The following is a 16,231-nucleotide window of genomic DNA, read 5'->3' on the forward strand; positions in this document are numbered from 1 at the left end:
GCTCCTTGATCGTAGTGACATCGACGACCGCGCCCTCAAAGGGCGTCCGGGCCACCCGGTCCCTGGGTGCGGTCTCGGGGGGAACGATAGAAGATGGCTTTATGGAGTCAAATTTCGATTTCTTGACGCTGAAAAAGCGCAGCGAAGCGCGACGGCGGCATGTCCTTGATTCGGTTCCGAACCGGACATTTTCGTAAGAGGCATCGGGTGAAATTCTGGCGGCATGCGTAGGTGAAGGCGCACAGCGCATGTCTGTCTTTGCCTTCAATGCCGCCACGGACACGCCGCAGGAATTGGTCAGCCGCCGTGCTCGGTCCTGCGGCTGCTGACTTCCGCCGGTACGTCATCCCCGGCCATGCGTTTGCGAAACAACGCGGCCCGGGCCAGCAACAGGGTGGTCACCGGTACCGTGATGGACAGCAGGATCGGTATCAGCCAGGCATGCAGAACCGGCGCGGACTTGAGCGCTGAAAAATAGATGATCGAGGCCAGCGCCACGCACCAGGCGCCCAATGTCGAAGCCAGGGCCGGCGGGTGCATGCGCTGGAAATAATCCTTCAAACGCACCAGGCCGATCGCTCCGGCCAGGGCGAACAGGCTGCTGAGCACCAGCAGGATCGCCACGGGAATTTCGACCCACATCGACAGTTCACCGCTCATTCAATCACCTCGCCGCGCAACAGGAACTTGGCCAGGGCGAACGAGCCGACAAAGCCGAACAGGGCGATCATCAGCGCCGCCTCGAAATAGGTGTCACTGGCGTAACGAATGCCCAGCACCAGCATCATCAGCATCGCCACGATGTACAGATAGTCCAGGGCCAGTACCCGGTCTTGCGCTGACGGTCCCTTGAACAGACGCAGCAAGGTCAGCACCATCGTCAGGGAGAACAGGAACAGGCTCAACAGGATCGCGTTGGACAGCAATGGGCTCATTCGAAAATCTCCATCAGCGGCCGCTCGAAGGTGGTCTTGAAGTGCGTAATGAATGCCGCTTCGTCTTCCAGATCGAACACGTGCAGCAGCAGGACGCTGCGATCCAGGGCCAGTTCCGACCAGACCGTGCCGGGAATCACTGTGGTGATCATCGACAGCGCCGCCAGGCCATTGGCATCGTGCAGGTCCAGCGGCACCTTGATGAACCGCGAGCGAGGTGGGTGGTGTCCAGCGTTGATCACACTCCAGGCCACGGCCAGATTGGACACCAGCACTTCGCGACCCACCAGCAGGAACAACCGCAGCACTGCCCAGGGCCGCCGAATATGGATGGGCCTGGGGCGCAACGGGCGCATCATTAAAGGTGCCAGCACGCCCAGTGCCGCTCCCAGCAGCAGATGCCCTGCACTGAGGGACAGGTTCAACAGCAGCCAGAGCAACCAGAGTGCCAGGGACAACCACGGAGCAGGAAACAGACGTTTCATGGTTGCACCTCTGTCAGTGCGCTGTCCGCTTTCGGGCCGGGGACGGGGCGGGTAGCGAGCACCGACATCACATAATGTTCGGGGGTGTTCAGCCCGGCGGCCGCCTCTTGGGTGTAGCGCAGCAGTGGCTCGGCCTTGAAGGTCAGCGCGATGCCCAACCCCAGGAGCACGATGATCGGCAGGCACTCGGAAGGTCGCAACAAGGGTGACGGTCGTTCTTGCGGCGTCCAGAAGCGCTGGATACCCAGGCGCGAGAAAGCGATCAACGACGCCAGCCCCGACAGGATCAACAGCGCCAACAAGCCCCACGCCTGGTTCGACACCGGTTCCACACTGTCCCCAAGCCCCTGAGGGTTGAGCAATGCGCTCATGAGCCCCAGCTTGCCGATGAACCCCGAAAGTGGCGGCATGCCCACCACCAACAGAGTGCAGGCGATGAAACTCAAGCCGAGGAAGGCCATGGTCCAGGGAATGACTTGCCCGATGACGGCTTTCTGTTCGTCATCGAGGTTGATGCCCTTGGGCGGTTGCAGGGATTCCAGTGGCCGAGGCAGAACATCGAGATCGTCCTCCAGCGACGGCTCATTGGCCGAGCGCGAGCGTTCGATCAGCTCGGCCAGCAAGAACAACGCACAGAGTGCCAGGGTCGAACTCACCAGATAAAACAGCGCCGCACCTACCAGGTTTGGCTGGGCAAAGCCGATGGCCGACAACAGGATTCCGGCGGACACCAGGATACTCAGGCTGGCCATGCGCTCCAGGCGCTGGGCCGCAAGAATGGCGATGGCGGCACAGATGATCGTTGCCATGCCGCCGTAGATCAGCCAGTCGCCGCCGAAATATGCCGAGGCACCGGCCTGGCCGGAGAACAGCAACGTCCACAGGCGCAGGATCGTGTAGACGCCCACCTTGGTCATGATCGCGAACAGGGCCGCCACCGGCGCACTGGCGGCGCTGTAGGCCGGCACCAGCCAGAAGTTCAGCGGCCACATGCCGGCCTTGGCCAGGAACGCCACCGCCAGGATGCCCGCCCCGGCGTGCAGCAAGCCCCGGTCGGCTTCCGGCACCAGGGGCACCTTCAACGCCAGGTCAGCCATGTTCAATGTGCCGGTGACGCCATAGATCAGCGCCGCGCCGATCAGGAACAGCGAGGAGGCCAGCAGGTTGATGGAAATGTAGTGCAACCCCGACGACACCCGCGCCCGGCCCGAGCCGTGCAGCATCAAACCGTACGACGCTGCCAGCAGCACCTCGAAGAACACAAACAGATTGAACAGATCCGCGGTCAGGAAGGCCCCATAGAGGCCCATCAACTGGATCTGGAACAGCGCATGGAAACTCGCGCCGGCGCGATCCCAGCGGGCTGTGGCGAACAGCAAGGCACTGACGCCGATGATGCCGGTCAACACCAGCATCAACGCCGACAGACGATCGACCACCAATACGATGCCGAACGGCGCCTGCCAGTTGCCCGGCAGGTACACGCCGATGGAGGCGGGCAGGGCCTGGTCCTGGGTCCAATGCAACAACAGCATGGCGATGCCCAGGCCCAGCAGGCTGGAAAACAGATTGATCCGCGCTTTGAGCGGGCGATGCTTCTCGCCCAGCATGAGCATCAGCGCAGCGGTCAGCAGCGGCAGCAGGATCGGCGCGGCGATCAAATGAGGCGTCAACATCATTCCTTGGGCTCCCGACCGTCCACATGGTCCGTGCCGGTCAAGCCCCGGGAAGCCAGCAGGACCACCAGGAACAGCGCGGTCATGGCGAAGCTGATCACAATCGCAGTGAGGACCAGCGCCTGGGGCAGTGGGTCGGTGTAATGCAGCAGGTCCTGGGGTATGCCGTCCTTGATGATCGGTTCCTTGCCGATGAACAGGCTGCCCATGCTGAAGATGAACAGATTGACGCCATAGGACAGCAGGCACAGGCCCATGACCACTTGGAACGTCCGTGGCCGCAGCACCAGCCAGACCCCGGATGCGGCCAGCACGCCGATTGCTATTGCGATGACTTCTTCCATCAGGCCGCGCCTCCCGCTACCGGTTGTGCAATGGGTTTTGGATGCAGGCCAGGCTTGTGGGCCCGCACCGACTGGTGAGCCAGGGCGGTGAGAATCAACAGGGTCGAACCGACCACCACGGCGTAGACGCCGATGTCGAAGAACAGCGCGCTGGCCAAATGAATATCACCCAGCACCGGCAACTCGAAATGCCAGGTGTGGGTGGTCAGGAATGGATAACCCACGGCCATCGCTCCAAGCCCCGTGACCGTGGCGAACAACAGCCCCGTGCCCATCCAGCGCAGCGGACGCAGGCTCATCTGCGCTTCGACCCATTGGGTGCCAGCGACCATGTATTGCAGGATGAACGCCACCGACATCACCAGCCCGGCCACAAAACCGCCGCCGGGTTGATTGTGACCGCGCATGAACAGGTAGAACGACACCACCAGGGAGATCGGCAGCAGCAAACGCACCAGCACCGACGGCACCATCATGAAACCCAGCGCGGTATCACTGGCGTGGCGCGGGTTGACCAGATCGGTGACCACGTCGGGCGCCAGCAGACGCTGTTGGGCCGGTAGCTGCATGCTTTCCTTGGGTGGCCGGAAACGTCGCAGCAGGGCGAAGACCGCCAGGGCCACCGCCACCAGCACCGTGACCTCGCCAAGGGTGTCGAAGCCGCGGAAATCTACCAACATCACGTTCACCACGTTGCTGCCGCCGCCCTCAGGCAAGGCCCGGCTCAGGTAAAACGATGAAATATCGTTGGGTGTCTGGCGGGTCAGCATTGCGTAGGACAGCAGCGCCATGCCGCCACCCACGGCGATGGACAGCAGCAAGTCCCGCAGACGACGGATGCGTGCGCGTCGTTCGCTGTTGGGTCGCGGCGCTGCATCCTCGATCCGCCGGGGCAACCAGCGCAGGCCCAGCAGGATCAGCACGGTGGTGACCACTTCCACGGCCAGTTGCGTCAGGGCCAGATCGGGGGCCGAGAACCAGACGAAGGTCACGCAGGTCATCAGGCCGCAGACGCTGACCATGGTCAGGGCCGCGAGCCGGTGATACTTGGCTTGCCAGGCCGCGCCCAGGGCACAGGCAATTGCCAGCAGCCACAGGGTCACGAACACGATGGAGCCAGGGATCTTCGGCCGGTCACCCCATACCAGCGTGCTGTTGAGCATCGGGATCAGCCCGGCCAGTACGGCGGCCAGCACCAGCCAGAACAGCTGCGCTTGCAGGCGCCGGGTGCTGATCTTGCGCTCCAGCCGTCGGCCCTGGCGCATCATCAGCACCAGGCAGCGCTCGAACAGCCGCTTGCCGCTGAATCGGCCAATGAACGGTGGATGCTTGATGTGGCCCAGTTTGAACTGATTGCGCAGCAGCAGATAAAGCACGATGCCGCCGGACATCGCCACCAGGCTCATGATCATCGGCGCGTTCAGGCCATGCCAGATCGCCAGGCTGTACTCGGGCAACGGGCCGCCCACCACCGGCAATGCGGCGGCGGCCAGCAACGAGCCGACCACCTGGGCCGGGAAAATGCCCACCAGCAGGCAGGCGAACACCAGCAACTCCACCGGTGCTCGCATCCAGCGTGGAGGTTCATGGGGGGTATGGGGCAGGTCGGTGGCGGGGGGGCCGAAGAACACGTCCACGGTAAAGCGCAGGGAGTAGGCGACGCTGAAGGTCCCGGCAATGGTGGCGATGATGGGTAGCGCCAGCTCGACCCAGGCCGTGGCGGAGATGAACACGGTTTCGGCGAAGAACATTTCCTTGGACAGAAACCCGTTGAGCAGCGGCACTCCGGCCATCGCCGCGCTGGCGACCATGGCCAGGGTGGCGGTGAACGGAATCAGCCGCACCAGGCCGCTGAGCCTTCGAATATCGCGGGTGCCGCTTTCGTGGTCGATGATCCCGGCGGCCATGAACAGCGAGGCTTTGAAGGTGGCGTGGTTAAGAATATGAAACACCGCCGCCACCGCCGCCAGCGGACTGTTGAGGCCCAGCAGCAGGGTGATCAACCCCAGATGGCTGATGGTGGAGTAGGCCAGCAGGCCCTTGAGATCGTTCTGAAACATCGCGCAGTAGGCGCCCAGCAACAACGTACAGGCCCCGGCGCCGCCGACGATGTAGAACCATTGTTCACTGCCCGACAGCGACGGCCACAACCGCGCCAGCAGGAATACACCGGCCTTGACCATGGTGGCCGAATGCAGATACGCCGATACCGGAGTGGGCGCGGCCATGGCATGGGGAAGCCAGAAGTGGAAAGGGAACTGCGCGCTTTTGCTCAGCGCGCCGATCAGGATCAGCGGCAGCAGGATGGGGTAGAGGGCGTGGTCACGGATCAGGTTGCCGGCAGCCAGGACCTTGTCCAGGTCATAGCTGCCCACCACATGGCCGAGGATCATCACGCCGGCCAACAGGCACAGCCCGCCGGCCCCGGTCACCATCAAGGCCATGTAGGCACCGCGTCGGGCATCGGCGCGGTGATGCCAATAGCCGATCAGCAGGAATGAGAACAGGCTGGTCAGTTCCCAGAAAAACACCATCTGGATCAGGTTGCCGGAAATCACCAGGCCAAGCATGGCGCCCATGAAGGCCAGGAAAAACGCAAAGAAACGCGGCACAGGATCGTCCGGCGACATGTAGTAGCGGGCATACAGCGACACCAGCGTGCCGATGCCCAGCACCAGCATCGCGAACAGCCAGGCGAAACCGTCCAGGCGCAGCACGACATTCAGGCCCAGGCTCGGTAGCCAGAAGTACTCCTCACGAATCACACCGCCGTCGGCGATCTGCGGGTACAGCAAAGCCACCTGAACGGTGCCGACCAAGGCCACGAGGCCTGCCAGCAAGGATTCGGCGTTACGGGCGTTATGCGGCAGTAGCGCCGCGACACAGCTGCCGATGAAGGGCAAAAGCAATAGAACTATCAGTGACATAGGCTTCTATTCGGCGGGAGTTTGTCAGGGATCATACGTGGCGAGCGTCCGATCACCAACCGCCAGCCTGTCGCAGAATCCTACAAGGCCGGTGGAGTTTTCCTATTTTGCGTGGGGTAGGAGCCGCCGAAGACGGCGATCTTCCTAGAGACAAAACTTCTCGAAAGGTTTTTCGATTGCCTCAGCGTTCGCGCTCGAGCACCTCATCCGCCTCGTTGACAATTTTGCCGCGGGTTTTCAGTTCACTGACGATCACCGCCGCCACGATCAACACCGCACCTACCAGCGCAATCGCCGGCAACCGCTCGCCGGCCAGGCGCCCGGCGATACCGGCCCACACGGGCTCGCCGGCATAGATCAGCGTGGCGCGGGTGGGCGAGACGCTTTTCTGCGCCCAGTTCATCGCCACCTGGATCGCCGCGCTGGCCGCCCCCAGGCCCACGGCGCTGATCAGCAACAGCCAGGAAAAGTCCGGAATTCTTTCCTGGGTGGGCACCACCATCAAAAATGCCAGCACCGCCGTGCTTGCCAGTTGCACCACGGTTACCCGGCGCACATCGACCTGGCCGGCGTAGGCGCTGATCAGGATGATTTCGGCGGCAATGGCGATGGCGCTGATCAGCGTGGCGATTTCACCGGGGCTGAAATTCAACGATGCCCCGGCCGGGCCCGACACCAGCATCAACCCGGTGAAGGCCAGCATGATGCCCAGGCTCGGCATCAAGCCGGGCCGACGGCCCAGCACCAGCCACTGCAACAGCGGCACGAAGGGCACGTAAAGTGCGGTGATGAACGCCGATTGGCTGCTGGGAATGGTCTGCAGGCCGACGGTCTGCAAGCCATAGCCGAGCATGATCGCCACGCCGATCAAGCTCCCGGCCTTGAGTTCGAACAGGGTCAGGTCCCGCAGATGCCGCCACGAAAACAGCGCGACAAAGGCAGCAGCGGCGGCAAACCGCAGGCCCACGAAAAACATCGGCCCGCTGACCGTCATGGCGTGTTGCACCAGCAAGAAAGTCCCGCCCCAGATCATGGTGATCAGCACCAGCACGCATTCGGCCTTGCTGAACCTTGAGAAACGGGAGGAAGCTTGAGGGGAGTTCACCGATGCCATGACCTTGCGCGCCACTTGAGGCGGACGCACAATGCGCCCGAAGAAGGTGGGCAGTATAATGCGCAACCCCAGCAGATGAGCAATATAGTGCACAAAGAAAACGGCCAGCGGGCATCCGTCCTGCAACACGTCAGCCAGAACGTCCGCCGCCTGCGGCACGCCGCGCAGCTCAGTCAGACAACCCTGGCCGAACTGTCAGGGGTCAGCCGGCGCATGTTGGTGGCCATCGAGGCCGGCGAAAAGAACGTCAGCCTGACCACCCTTGACCGTGTCGCCGAAGCTCTCGACGTGGCCTTTAGCGACTTGATTCAGGCCCCCGATGCCCGCGACCCGAGTCGCATCAACGAACTGGCCTGGGCCGGTACCATCCCCGGCAGCAAAGCCGTGCTGCTGGCCAAGGCCACCGCCAGTCGCGAAGTCGAACTTTGGGAATGGCGCCTGGAGCCCGGTGAGCATTACCCATCCGAACCTGATGCCGATGGCTGGAGCGAGCAGCTCTATGTGTTCGAAGGCTGCCTGACCCTGACGCTGGGCAGCGCAGAGCACCAGATAGGCGCCGGTGAGTTTTTCATGTTTGCCAGCAACCAGCCCCATGCCTATCGCAATGAGGGGCCGGTGGCGACAAGATTCGTACGCAACGTGGTGATTTGATTCCTGGAGAGCGACATGCATACAGCGCTGGATCGACCTGGCAGCAGCATCACCCGCGAGGCCGATGTTTTGATCATCGGCGGTGGCCTGAGCGGAGCCATGCTGGCGGCGCAGCTACTGCGCCTGCCTGGCCGGCGCAACGTGCTGATCGTTGAGCCGCGCAGCGAGTTGGGCCGGGGCGAGGCCTACAGCGCCGTTGAACTGGGCCACACCTTGAACGGCAACGCCGCGCGGATGAGCGTCGATCCAGACAACGCCGATGACTTGACTCAATGGCTCGCCGAATTCATCGAAGCCGGTGGTTGGCCCGAGTCGGATCAACAGCATGTGCCGGTCAGCGAGCTGTTCCCGCCCCGGGGAATCTTTGGTTTATATGTGCAGCAGCGCCTGGCGGAAGCCCGGGCGCTGGGGGCCCGTAATGGCTCTGTGGCGGAGCATGTGCGCGGGGAGGCCGTGGATCTGCAGGTCGCCGGTGATGCCGTGCTGCTTACGCTTGACGATGGCCAGACGTTGCGCGGACGTTTCGCGGTGCTCGCCACCGGCATGTTCCCGGCGGCGCGGACCCCGCAGACCGAATCCAGCGGCTTGAATGCCGCCGCGCTGGACCCTTGGGATGTAGCGGCGATGCGTCGGCTCGATCCGCAATCCACGGTGTTGATCATTGGCTCAGGGCTGACGATGGTGGATGCCGTGGTGTCCCTCGAGCAGGCCGGGCATCGCGGACCTATCGAAGTGTTTTCCCGCCATGGCCTGCTGCCCCATGTGCGTCGACAACCGCCTGAGTGGGTGGACTTTCTCGCCGCCGATCACAGCCTCCGCTCGCCACGCCAATTAATGCGCGCTCTGCGTGAGCAATGCCGTCAGGCCCAGGCCGAAGGCATCGACTGGCAGGCCCCTCTGGACACGGTGCGTGCGCACATCGGGCGCTTGTGGAGCCAGGCCAGCGATGTGCAGCGCCGGCAATTCGTGCGGCATGTACGACCCTGGTGGGAGAGCCATCATCATCGTTCGCCGCCTTTGAGCGCTGAGCTGGTGGCGCGGTTGCACGAGGAAGGGCGGTTGCGGATCCAGGCAGCGTCGTTCAAGGGGCTGGCGCCGTCTGCCGAGGGAGCGGTGAACATCCGCATTCGCCGAAGGGGCGAGGCAGACCTGACGGTGGTGCAGGGCGCTGCGCTGATCAACTCCAGTGGCATTGAATACGATTGGCGCCGGGTTGCACGACCGTTGCCCCAACAACTGCTGGCTCGCGGATTGGTCCAGCCCGGCCCGCTGGCCCTGGGCATCGCCGCCCGTCCCGATGGCGCGGTGCTGGATGCCCAGGGCGAGCCTGCCAGTCGTCTGTTCGCCATGGGGCCACCGTTGCGCGGGATGTGGTGGGAAAGCACCGCTGTGACCGATGTGGCGAGCCAGGCCAAGGCGCTGGCGGCGCGGTTGGTTGAGTGGCAATCAACCTGAACATTGTCCCCCGTGGCGAGGGGATTTATCCCCGCTGGGGTGCGAAGCGCCCCTAAAGCTGACGCCTCGGTGTATCAGGCAGATTTTTTGGGGCCGCTGCGCGACCCAGCGGGGATAAATCCCCTCGCCACAAAGGGCGGCACAAATCGGCAGTGTGTCAGCCAGTCACGGTCACCCAGCGCTGTTCCCTCGCCGCCAGGCGAATCGCCGCCGCCAGCCGCTCCACTTCCCAGGCTTCTGCAAAATCGGTCCCGTCGCCGCCTTGGCCGGCGAGGGCCATGATCAGTTCCTGGACTTCCAGGGTCTTCAATTCGTTGTACCCCAACTGATGCCCGGCCGCTGGGCTGAACGCGGCATAGCCCGGCAGATCCGGGCCGGCCAGCAGACATTGGAAGCCCCCTTGGCCGACGCGGCACAGGCGCAGTTCATTCAGCCGTTCCTGATCGAACGCCAAGGTGCCGAGCGTACCGCTGATCTCGAAGCTCAAGTGGTTCTTGTAGCCGTGCTTGAGCCAACTGCTGCTGACCGTGCCTCGGGCGCCGCTGGTGAAGCGCAGCAGGGCGTGGACCTGGTCATCCACGGCGATGGTGCGCTGCTCAGTGTTGTCGGCACTGGCGGGGCGTTGGCTGTGTACGGTCTGGCTGTCGGCACACACGGCCTCGACATCGCCCAATAAATGACGGGCCATGGCCAGCAAGTGACTGCCCAGGTCCGCCAATGCGCCGCCAGCGTGGGCGGCTTCGCAGCGCCATGACCATGGTGAGGTCGGATCGGCCATGAAGTCTTCGCTGAACTCGCCCTGGAAACTGATGATCTGCCCCAGTTCCCCGCGCCGGATCATGTCACGCGCCCGTTGAATGACTGGATTGTGCTGGTAGTTGTAGCCGACCCGCGTGACCACGCCGGCCGCCTTGGCTGCCCGTTGCATCTGGTCGGCCTGTTCCAGCGACACGGCCAGGGGCTTTTCACAATAAACCGGCTTGCCCGCTGCCAGCGCAGCCATGGCCATCGGGAAGTGCAAATGGTTGGGCGTGGTGATGGCGATCAGGCCGACCTTCGGGTCGTCGATCAGTTGTTGCCAGTCGCTGTGGGCCGTCTCGAACCCCCAGCTCTGGGCGCACTGCCGGGCACGCTGGGGATCGGCATCGGCCAGCGCCGCCAGTTTCAGGTTCAGGGGGAGGTCGAACACCGCTTTGGCATTGTGAAACGCCAAGGCATGGGCACGGCCCATGAAGCCAGTGCCAATCAGACCGATGCCGAGTTCGCGCATGAGAAAGAGCCCTTTGAATTTTTATTTTCAGAAGGGCTCTTTATGGAATAAATATTCGCACATTGCAAATGTTGGAATAAATATTCTTTTGTTGGCGCTCACTGCACCACCCCCTGTGGGAGCGAGCCTGCTCGCGATAGCGGTGGATCAGTGACATCAATGCTGGCTGATCCAACGTCATCGCGAGCAGGCTCGCTCCCACAGGGGAAACATCATCAGGAGAGGAAACCCCCATCCACATTCAGCGCCACACCGGTGGTATAGCTGGACGCATCACTGGCCAGGTACAGCACCGCGCCCGCCATTTCGCTTGGATCGGCCACGCGCTTGAGCGGGATCTGCGCCAGGGCGGTTTTCAGGATCGCGTCGTTCTTGACCAGCGCCGAGGCGAACTTGGTGTCGGTCAGGCCCGGCAGCAAGGCATTGCAGCGGATGCCGAATTGCGCGCATTCCTTGGCGAACACCTTGGTCATGTTGATGACCGCGGCCTTGGTCACCGAGTAGATGCCCTGGAAGATCCCCGGCGAGATGCCATTGATCGACGCCACGTTGATGATGCTGCCGCCACCGTTTTCGCGCATCAGCTTGCCGGCTTCGACCGACATGAAGAAATAGCCGCGAATGTTCACGTCGACGGTTTTCTGGAATGCCCCCAGGTCAGTGTCCAGCACGTTGCAGAACTGCGGGTTGGTGGCGGCGTTGTTCACCAGGATGTCCAGGCGCCCGAACTGCTCGCGGATACCGGCAAATACCTGGCTGATCTGTTCCATTTCACCGATGTGGCAGGCGATGGCGGTCGCTTTGCCGCCAGCGGCGATGATGGCATCGGCCACGTGCTGGCAACCCTCGAGTTTGCGGCTCGAGACGATCACATGGGCGCCTTGCTGGGCCAGCAGTTTGGCGATGGCCTCGCCGATGCCGCGGCTGGCGCCGGAAACGAAAGCGATTTTACCGTCGAGGTCGAACAACTGAGTCTTGGACATGCTGTTTCCTTGTTATAGATGCGCTCAGAGCGTGGATTTGCTGATGACCTGCAGGCTCATCTGCTCCAGCAATTTGTTCATCTGAACGAACTGCGCGAAGCGTTTGTCCTGGGTCTGGCCATGGAAGAAGCGGTAGTAGATCTGTTGGACGATGCCGGCCAGACGGAACAGGCCGTAGGTGTAATAGAAGTCGAAATTGTCGATGCGGATCCCGGAGCGTTCGGCGTAGTAATCGACGAACTCGCGACGGGTCAGCATGCCCGGTGCATGACTGGGCTGGCGGCGCATCAGTTGTACCGGGGCCGGGTCGCCGGCTTCGATCCAGTAGGCGAGGCTGTTGCCCAGGTCCATCAGCGGGTCGCCAATGGTGGTCAGTTCCCAATCCAGCACGCCGATGATCTGCATCGGGTTCTCTGGGTCGAGGATCACGTTGTCGAAGCGGTAGTCGTTGTGCACGATGCTGGAGGTGGGGTGGTCGGCAGGCATCTTCTCGTTGAGCCAAGCCTTGACCACCTCCCATTTCGGCGCGTCCGGGGTCAGGGCTTTTTCGTAACGGTCGCTCCAGCCACGGATCTGCCGGGCCACGTAGCCTTCGGGCTTGCCCAGGTCGGCCAGGCCGCAGGCCTTGTAGTCAACCTGATGCAGTTCGACGAGGCGGTCGATGAAGCTCTTGCACAGTGCTTCGGTACGGGCAGCGTCAAAACCCAGTTCCGGCGGCAGGTCGGAGCGCAGGATGATGCCCTTGACCCGCTCCATCACGTAGAACTCGGCGCCCATCACCGACTCGTCGGTGCAGTGCACGTAGGCTTTCGGGCAATAGGGGAAACCTTCGCGCAACTGATTGAGGATGCGGAACTCACGGCCCATGTCGTGGGCGGACTTGGCTTTATGGCCGAACGGCGGGCGCCGCAGGACGAATTCCTGTTCAGGGTATTCCAGCAGGTAAGTCAGGTTCGAAGCGCCACCGGGAAACTGGCTGATCTGCGGCGTACCGGTCAGGCCTGGAATGTGGGCCTTGAGGTACGGGTCGATCAGACTGGCATCGAGTTCTTCACCGTCGCGGACACGGGTGGACTGATCAGTAAACGCCATGCTTATCCCTTCTGCTTATTTTGGAGGCCATCGATCATTGGCTAATCTAATGGCAGGTGAGAGGCGTCACAAGCACGCCAGGGTCTTATAGGTTAGCGTGTTGCAGGATAATCAGCGGGCCTGATGCCGGGTGGATGAGCTATGGTTTCAGCGTCTGTCGCTTTTCAGGGAGCCATCGCGATGGGATGCCCGCAAGTCTGTGGCACCGCAACCTTGCAATGCAGTTTCGGCGCCGCCCCGGCGGTGCTCAATGTGCTGCCGGTCAATCGGCTGCTGACCGGCGGGATGCCGGCGGCGAATATCATGGATCACATTCCCCTGGTGAACATCACCACCTTCGGCATGTGTCAAAGCCTGGCTAACCCGACCGTCGCCGCTGCGACTGCCGCGGCATTGGGCGTGCTGACACCGATGCCGTGCATTCCTGCCACCGCAACGCCCTGGATCCCCGGCGGCCCGCCGACCTTGCTGCTGGGCAACATGCCGGCCATCGATGCCAACAGTACCCTGATGTGTACCTGGGCCGGGGTGATCAAGATCGTCGTGCCGGGGCAGGTGCAGATGCTCATTCCTTGATTGGTTCGGACCTACAGGTAGGGATGATTTCCTGTGGGAGCGAGCTTGCTCGCGATAGCGGCGGTTCAGTTGGTGGAGATGTTGGCTGTACCACCGTCATCGCGAGCAGGCTCGCTCCCACATGGGTAAGGGGAAAGATAATAATTATGCTTGTGCCGGATCACTCCAGCGCCTGAACCACCAGCGCACTCTGGAAATCGGCTTGCCCTCGGCGTCCAGTGGTCGGCCGTCTTCGGCATAAGCGTGTGCCGGTTCCAGCAGTTGGCCGTTGAGGTAGCGGGCGTCGACGGCGGGGTTGCCATTGGGGTGCATGCGTCGATAACGACCGTCACGCACACCGTCACGATAGAACTCGGACTCGGCCAGTTGCCCATCGGGGAAATAGTTGTTCGCTTCACCGTGCAGCAACCCCCGCCGATAAGTGGCCTGGCGCTGCAGCCCGCCTTCGGCGGCGTAGAAGCTTGCCACGCCCTGCAGTTTGCCTTTGACGAAGGGCAACACCGCCGAGACTTTACCGTTGGGGTGATACAGCGTGCTGGTGCCTTGCAGCTCACCGTGCTGATAGTTGAGTTTCGCTTGCGGGCGCTGGGCCTCCTCAATCTGCAGCGGGCCGTCGAGGTGGCCGTCGACCAGTTGCCCGCTCAGGTGACTGTCGCCACGCTCCACGTCGAGTTTTTTCGAGGTCATCGGCGCGCTCCCGTCAGTTGACCTTCACCAGGCCGCCCTTGATGGTCAGCATGCCGCCGCCGTCCACGGTCTGTTCGGCGGCGGCCTTGTTCACCAGGCTGATGCCGGCGTCGTTGGTCAGGGTGGTGCCGGCCTTGTTTTCCAATGACGTACCGGCCTGGTTGCTCAGGGCGGTTCCAGCCTTTTGGCTGATGGACGTGCTGGCCTGGGCCGCCAGGTCAGCACCGCTCTTGATCGCGAAACTGCCGCCGCTTTGCAGGGTCAGGGTGCCACTGACCTTGATGTTCAGGTTGCCGTCCACCGTCAGTTCATAGTTACCGGTGACCTTGTGCGCGTAGTTGCCCCCGGTGCTGTGGTTCTGGTCCGAACCCACGGTCACGGTGCGGGTGTCCTTCACATCGAGGCTGTCGCTGCCGGTCTGGATGGTCACGCTGCGTTTGCCCTTTTCCAGGGTGACGGTTTCGTCGCCTTCCTTGACCGTGCGGGTGCGCGCGTTCTGCACTGTGAGGGTTTCATCGTGACCGACCGTGGCGGTGGTGTCGTTGAGCACGTTGATGTTGAAGTCTTTCTGGGCCTGGAGAAAAACCTCCTCGGCGTCCTTCTTGTCCTCGAAGCGTAATTCGTTGAAACCGCCGCCGCCCTTGGACGAGTTGGTCTTGATCCCGGACTGGGTCTGGTTGGCCGGCAGCGCGTAGGGCAGGGCGTTGTCGCCGTTGTAGACACAACCGGTCACCAGCGGCCGGTCGGGGTCGCCGTCGATGAAGGTGACGATGACCTCCTGGCCGATGCGCGGCACGAACTGCATGCCAAACCCCTTGCCGCTCCAGGGCAAAACCACACGAACCCAGCAGGATGAACTCTCGTCGTTCTTGCCGGTGCGGTCCCAGGGGAACTGCAACTTGATCCGCCCGTATTCGTCGGTCCAGATTTCTTCACCGGCCTTGCCCACCACCAGTGCCGTCTGGGTGTGCATGCGTGGTTTTTGCGTGGTGCGGGGCGGTCGATAAGTCGTGGCCTTGGGAATCGCCTCGAAGCGGTTTCGGTAGCTATCGTGGCTGGCTTCGTGGCTGACCGAGGTCACCACCCAATCGATATTCAGCGTCGAGTCTTCATGGCCGGCGAGGGTGAACCAATACCCCGGCACCAGCCAACGGCAGTCGCTTTCGCCGACAAACCGCTTCTCCTGACTGCGCAGGCCATCCACCCGCTGTTTGGTCAACGCATCGCCCTGGCCCTTGGCGTCATAGCCGCCCGGATGCTCGTATATCGAACTCGGCCCGGCGACGGCTTCGGCCTGGCTGTAGAGCGAAGTCGTTGGCGTGGTGAATTGGTAGTCGGTTGCCTGGTAGACCCCGGCCACCGCTTGCAGGCACACCTGGCCTGAGCGGATGCCATGCAGTTCCCGATCACCTATTTTCTGCCCGAGATAATTCACCGTCGGGCCATTGGGGATCGGCAAGAACGCATCATTGTTGTCAGCCAGCACCAGCGTGTGCGTGCCTTGTTCGTGGCTGAAAAACCAGAAAATCCCGTCTTCTTCCATCAAGCGCGAAACAAAGGCCAGATCGGTTTCGCCGTATTGCACACAGTATTCGCGTGGTGTGTAGCTGCCGGTGAGTTTGAGCTGGAAATCGGTGAAACCATGGGCCTTGAAAATCGTGGTGACGATGTCCGAGGTGGCGAGGTTCTGAAACACCCGATTGTTGCTCGCCAGGGTCAGCCACCAAAGCCACGGGCGCAATAAAAGTTGATAGCGTTCGGCGGTGGCGTCGGCGGGGAGCTGGCGGATCTCCGCGACCAGAAAATCCAGCGGGCGCAACAAGGCGTCCTTGTGCAGCGTCATGGTGACATGGCTGGCGACAGCGCTGGTGAGGGTCAGCGAAGGGCCGTCGTTGATGCCGTTGAGGATGTGCGAGCCCAACGCATTGAGGCTCTCTTCGCCGGACAGCGATTCCGGATACAGCGCCGACAGCGTGGCCGCGGTGAGGGAGAGGGTGGTGTTGCTGTCGGTGGAGCGGGGCATTGATTGTCCTCAG

The 16,231-nt window shown here is 62.5% G+C and carries 15 protein-coding genes; 3 read left to right on the forward strand and 12 right to left on the reverse strand.

Annotated features, from left to right (window positions below):
* Positions 1-297: 297 nt before the first annotated feature.
* From T3A99_RS03435 to T3A99_RS03465, 7 genes are all read right to left on the reverse strand, one after another.
* Positions 298-660 carry a Na+/H+ antiporter subunit G gene (locus T3A99_RS03435; RefSeq protein WP_047225716.1) on the reverse strand — a complete coding sequence of 121 codons (363 nt, stop codon included), beginning with the start codon at positions 658-660 and terminating at the stop codon, positions 298-300.
* Positions 657-935 (reverse strand): K+/H+ antiporter subunit F, encoded by a 279-nt coding sequence (locus tag T3A99_RS03440; RefSeq protein ID WP_047225717.1) that lies wholly within the window; start codon positions 933-935, stop codon positions 657-659. The genes T3A99_RS03435 and T3A99_RS03440 overlap by 4 nt, the downstream gene beginning before the upstream one ends.
* A complete protein-coding gene (locus T3A99_RS03445; RefSeq protein WP_047225718.1) occupies positions 932-1,420 on the reverse strand; it encodes a Na+/H+ antiporter subunit E in 489 nt (162 codons plus the stop codon). Before T3A99_RS03445 ends, T3A99_RS03440 begins: the two co-directional genes overlap by 4 nt.
* Positions 1,417-3,099 (reverse strand): monovalent cation/H+ antiporter subunit D, encoded by a 1,683-nt coding sequence (locus tag T3A99_RS03450; RefSeq protein ID WP_160892222.1) that lies wholly within the window; start codon positions 3,097-3,099, stop codon positions 1,417-1,419. The genes T3A99_RS03445 and T3A99_RS03450 overlap by 4 nt, the downstream gene beginning before the upstream one ends.
* Entirely contained in the window at positions 3,096-3,440 is a 345-nt protein-coding gene (locus tag T3A99_RS03455) for a Na+/H+ antiporter subunit C (protein ID WP_047225720.1), read from the reverse strand. Before T3A99_RS03455 ends, T3A99_RS03450 begins: the two co-directional genes overlap by 4 nt.
* Positions 3,440-6,367, reverse strand: a complete 2,928-nt coding sequence (locus T3A99_RS03460) for a monovalent cation/H+ antiporter subunit A (protein WP_322833942.1) — start codon at positions 6,365-6,367, stop codon at positions 3,440-3,442. The genes T3A99_RS03455 and T3A99_RS03460 overlap by 1 nt, the downstream gene beginning before the upstream one ends.
* 181 nt (positions 6,368-6,548) lie before the next feature.
* Positions 6,549-7,574, reverse strand: a complete 1,026-nt coding sequence (locus T3A99_RS03465) for a DMT family transporter (protein WP_322833943.1) — start codon at positions 7,572-7,574, stop codon at positions 6,549-6,551.
* Here T3A99_RS03465 and T3A99_RS03470 point away from each other — a divergent pair.
* Both T3A99_RS03470 and T3A99_RS03475 read left to right on the forward strand, forming a co-directional pair.
* On the forward strand, positions 7,569-8,132 hold the full coding sequence (locus T3A99_RS03470; protein ID WP_047225723.1) for a helix-turn-helix domain-containing protein: 564 nt from the start codon (positions 7,569-7,571) through the stop codon (positions 8,130-8,132). The two genes, T3A99_RS03465 and T3A99_RS03470, sit on opposite strands and share 6 nt — an antisense overlap.
* Positions 8,133-8,147: 15 nt before the next feature.
* On the forward strand, positions 8,148-9,587 hold the full coding sequence (locus T3A99_RS03475) for an FAD/NAD(P)-binding protein (protein ID WP_281459157.1): 1,440 nt from the start codon (positions 8,148-8,150) through the stop codon (positions 9,585-9,587).
* Between the two features lie 157 nt (positions 9,588-9,744).
* Here T3A99_RS03475 and T3A99_RS03480 read toward each other — a convergent pair whose 3' ends face one another.
* The 3 genes from T3A99_RS03480 to T3A99_RS03490 all read right to left on the reverse strand — a co-directional run bounded on the left by T3A99_RS03480 (position 9,745) and on the right by T3A99_RS03490 (position 12,932).
* Positions 9,745-10,857, reverse strand: coding sequence for a Gfo/Idh/MocA family protein (locus T3A99_RS03480; RefSeq protein ID WP_281459158.1), 1,113 nt, complete (start codon positions 10,855-10,857; stop codon positions 9,745-9,747).
* A 215-nt stretch (positions 10,858-11,072) separates the two neighbouring features.
* Positions 11,073-11,840: an SDR family oxidoreductase gene (locus T3A99_RS03485; RefSeq protein WP_047225726.1), complete on the reverse strand. Its 768-nt coding sequence runs from the start codon at positions 11,838-11,840 to the stop codon at positions 11,073-11,075.
* A 24-nt stretch (positions 11,841-11,864) separates the two neighbouring features.
* Complete coding sequence (locus tag T3A99_RS03490; protein WP_107322337.1) at positions 11,865-12,932, reverse strand: phosphotransferase family protein; 1,068 nt, start codon at positions 12,930-12,932, stop codon at positions 11,865-11,867.
* A 180-nt stretch (positions 12,933-13,112) separates the two neighbouring features.
* Between T3A99_RS03490 and T3A99_RS03495 the strand changes: the two genes are divergently transcribed.
* The gene (locus T3A99_RS03495; RefSeq protein ID WP_047225728.1) at positions 13,113-13,508 is read left to right on the forward strand and encodes a DUF4280 domain-containing protein; all 396 of its coding nucleotides are present in this window, start codon (positions 13,113-13,115) and stop codon (positions 13,506-13,508) included.
* Positions 13,509-13,652: 144 nt separating this feature from the next.
* Here T3A99_RS03495 and T3A99_RS03500 read toward each other — a convergent pair whose 3' ends face one another.
* Together T3A99_RS03500 and tssI are read right to left on the reverse strand one after the other, a co-directional pair.
* Positions 13,653-14,195 carry a toxin-antitoxin system YwqK family antitoxin gene (locus tag T3A99_RS03500; protein ID WP_322833944.1) on the reverse strand — a complete coding sequence of 181 codons (543 nt, stop codon included), beginning with the start codon at positions 14,193-14,195 and terminating at the stop codon, positions 13,653-13,655.
* A 13-nt stretch (positions 14,196-14,208) separates the two neighbouring features.
* Positions 14,209-16,218, reverse strand: coding sequence for a type VI secretion system tip protein VgrG (gene tssI, locus T3A99_RS03505; RefSeq protein WP_322833945.1), 2,010 nt, complete (start codon positions 16,216-16,218; stop codon positions 14,209-14,211).
* Positions 16,219-16,231 lie beyond the last annotated feature (13 nt).

The organism is Pseudomonas sp. N-137 (genome assembly GCF_034555295.1).
Lineage (GTDB): Bacteria > Pseudomonadota > Gammaproteobacteria > Pseudomonadales > Pseudomonadaceae > Aquipseudomonas > Aquipseudomonas rhizophila.

What these genes read in the sequence shown, in the direction of transcription:
- T3A99_RS03435 (WP_047225716.1), bottom strand. Translation starts at nt 660, where the DNA reads ATGAGCGGTGAACTGTCGATGTGGGTCGAAATTCCCGTGGCGATCCTG.
- T3A99_RS03440 (WP_047225717.1), bottom strand. Translation starts at nt 935, where the DNA reads ATGAGCCCATTGCTGTCCAACGCGATCCTGTTGAGCCTGTTCCTGTTC.
- T3A99_RS03445 (WP_047225718.1), bottom strand. Translation starts at nt 1,420, where the DNA reads ATGAAACGTCTGTTTCCTGCTCCGTGGTTGTCCCTGGCACTCTGGTTG.
- T3A99_RS03450 (WP_160892222.1), bottom strand. Translation starts at nt 3,099, where the DNA reads ATGATGTTGACGCCTCATTTGATCGCCGCGCCGATCCTGCTGCCGCTG.
- T3A99_RS03455 (WP_047225720.1), bottom strand. Translation starts at nt 3,440, where the DNA reads ATGGAAGAAGTCATCGCAATAGCAATCGGCGTGCTGGCCGCATCCGGG.
- T3A99_RS03460 (WP_322833942.1), bottom strand. Translation starts at nt 6,367, where the DNA reads ATGTCACTGATAGTTCTATTGCTTTTGCCCTTCATCGGCAGCTGTGTC.
- T3A99_RS03475 (WP_281459157.1), top strand. Translation starts at nt 8,148, where the DNA reads ATGCATACAGCGCTGGATCGACCTGGCAGCAGCATCACCCGCGAGGCC.
- T3A99_RS03480 (WP_281459158.1), bottom strand. Translation starts at nt 10,857, where the DNA reads ATGCGCGAACTCGGCATCGGTCTGATTGGCACTGGCTTCATGGGCCGT.
- T3A99_RS03485 (WP_047225726.1), bottom strand. Translation starts at nt 11,840, where the DNA reads ATGTCCAAGACTCAGTTGTTCGACCTCGACGGTAAAATCGCTTTCGTT.
- T3A99_RS03490 (WP_107322337.1), bottom strand. Translation starts at nt 12,932, where the DNA reads ATGGCGTTTACTGATCAGTCCACCCGTGTCCGCGACGGTGAAGAACTC.
- T3A99_RS03495 (WP_047225728.1), top strand. Translation starts at nt 13,113, where the DNA reads ATGGGATGCCCGCAAGTCTGTGGCACCGCAACCTTGCAATGCAGTTTC.
- T3A99_RS03500 (WP_322833944.1), bottom strand. Translation starts at nt 14,195, where the DNA reads ATGACCTCGAAAAAACTCGACGTGGAGCGTGGCGACAGTCACCTGAGC.
- tssI (WP_322833945.1), bottom strand. Translation starts at nt 16,218, where the DNA reads ATGCCCCGCTCCACCGACAGCAACACCACCCTCTCCCTCACCGCGGCC.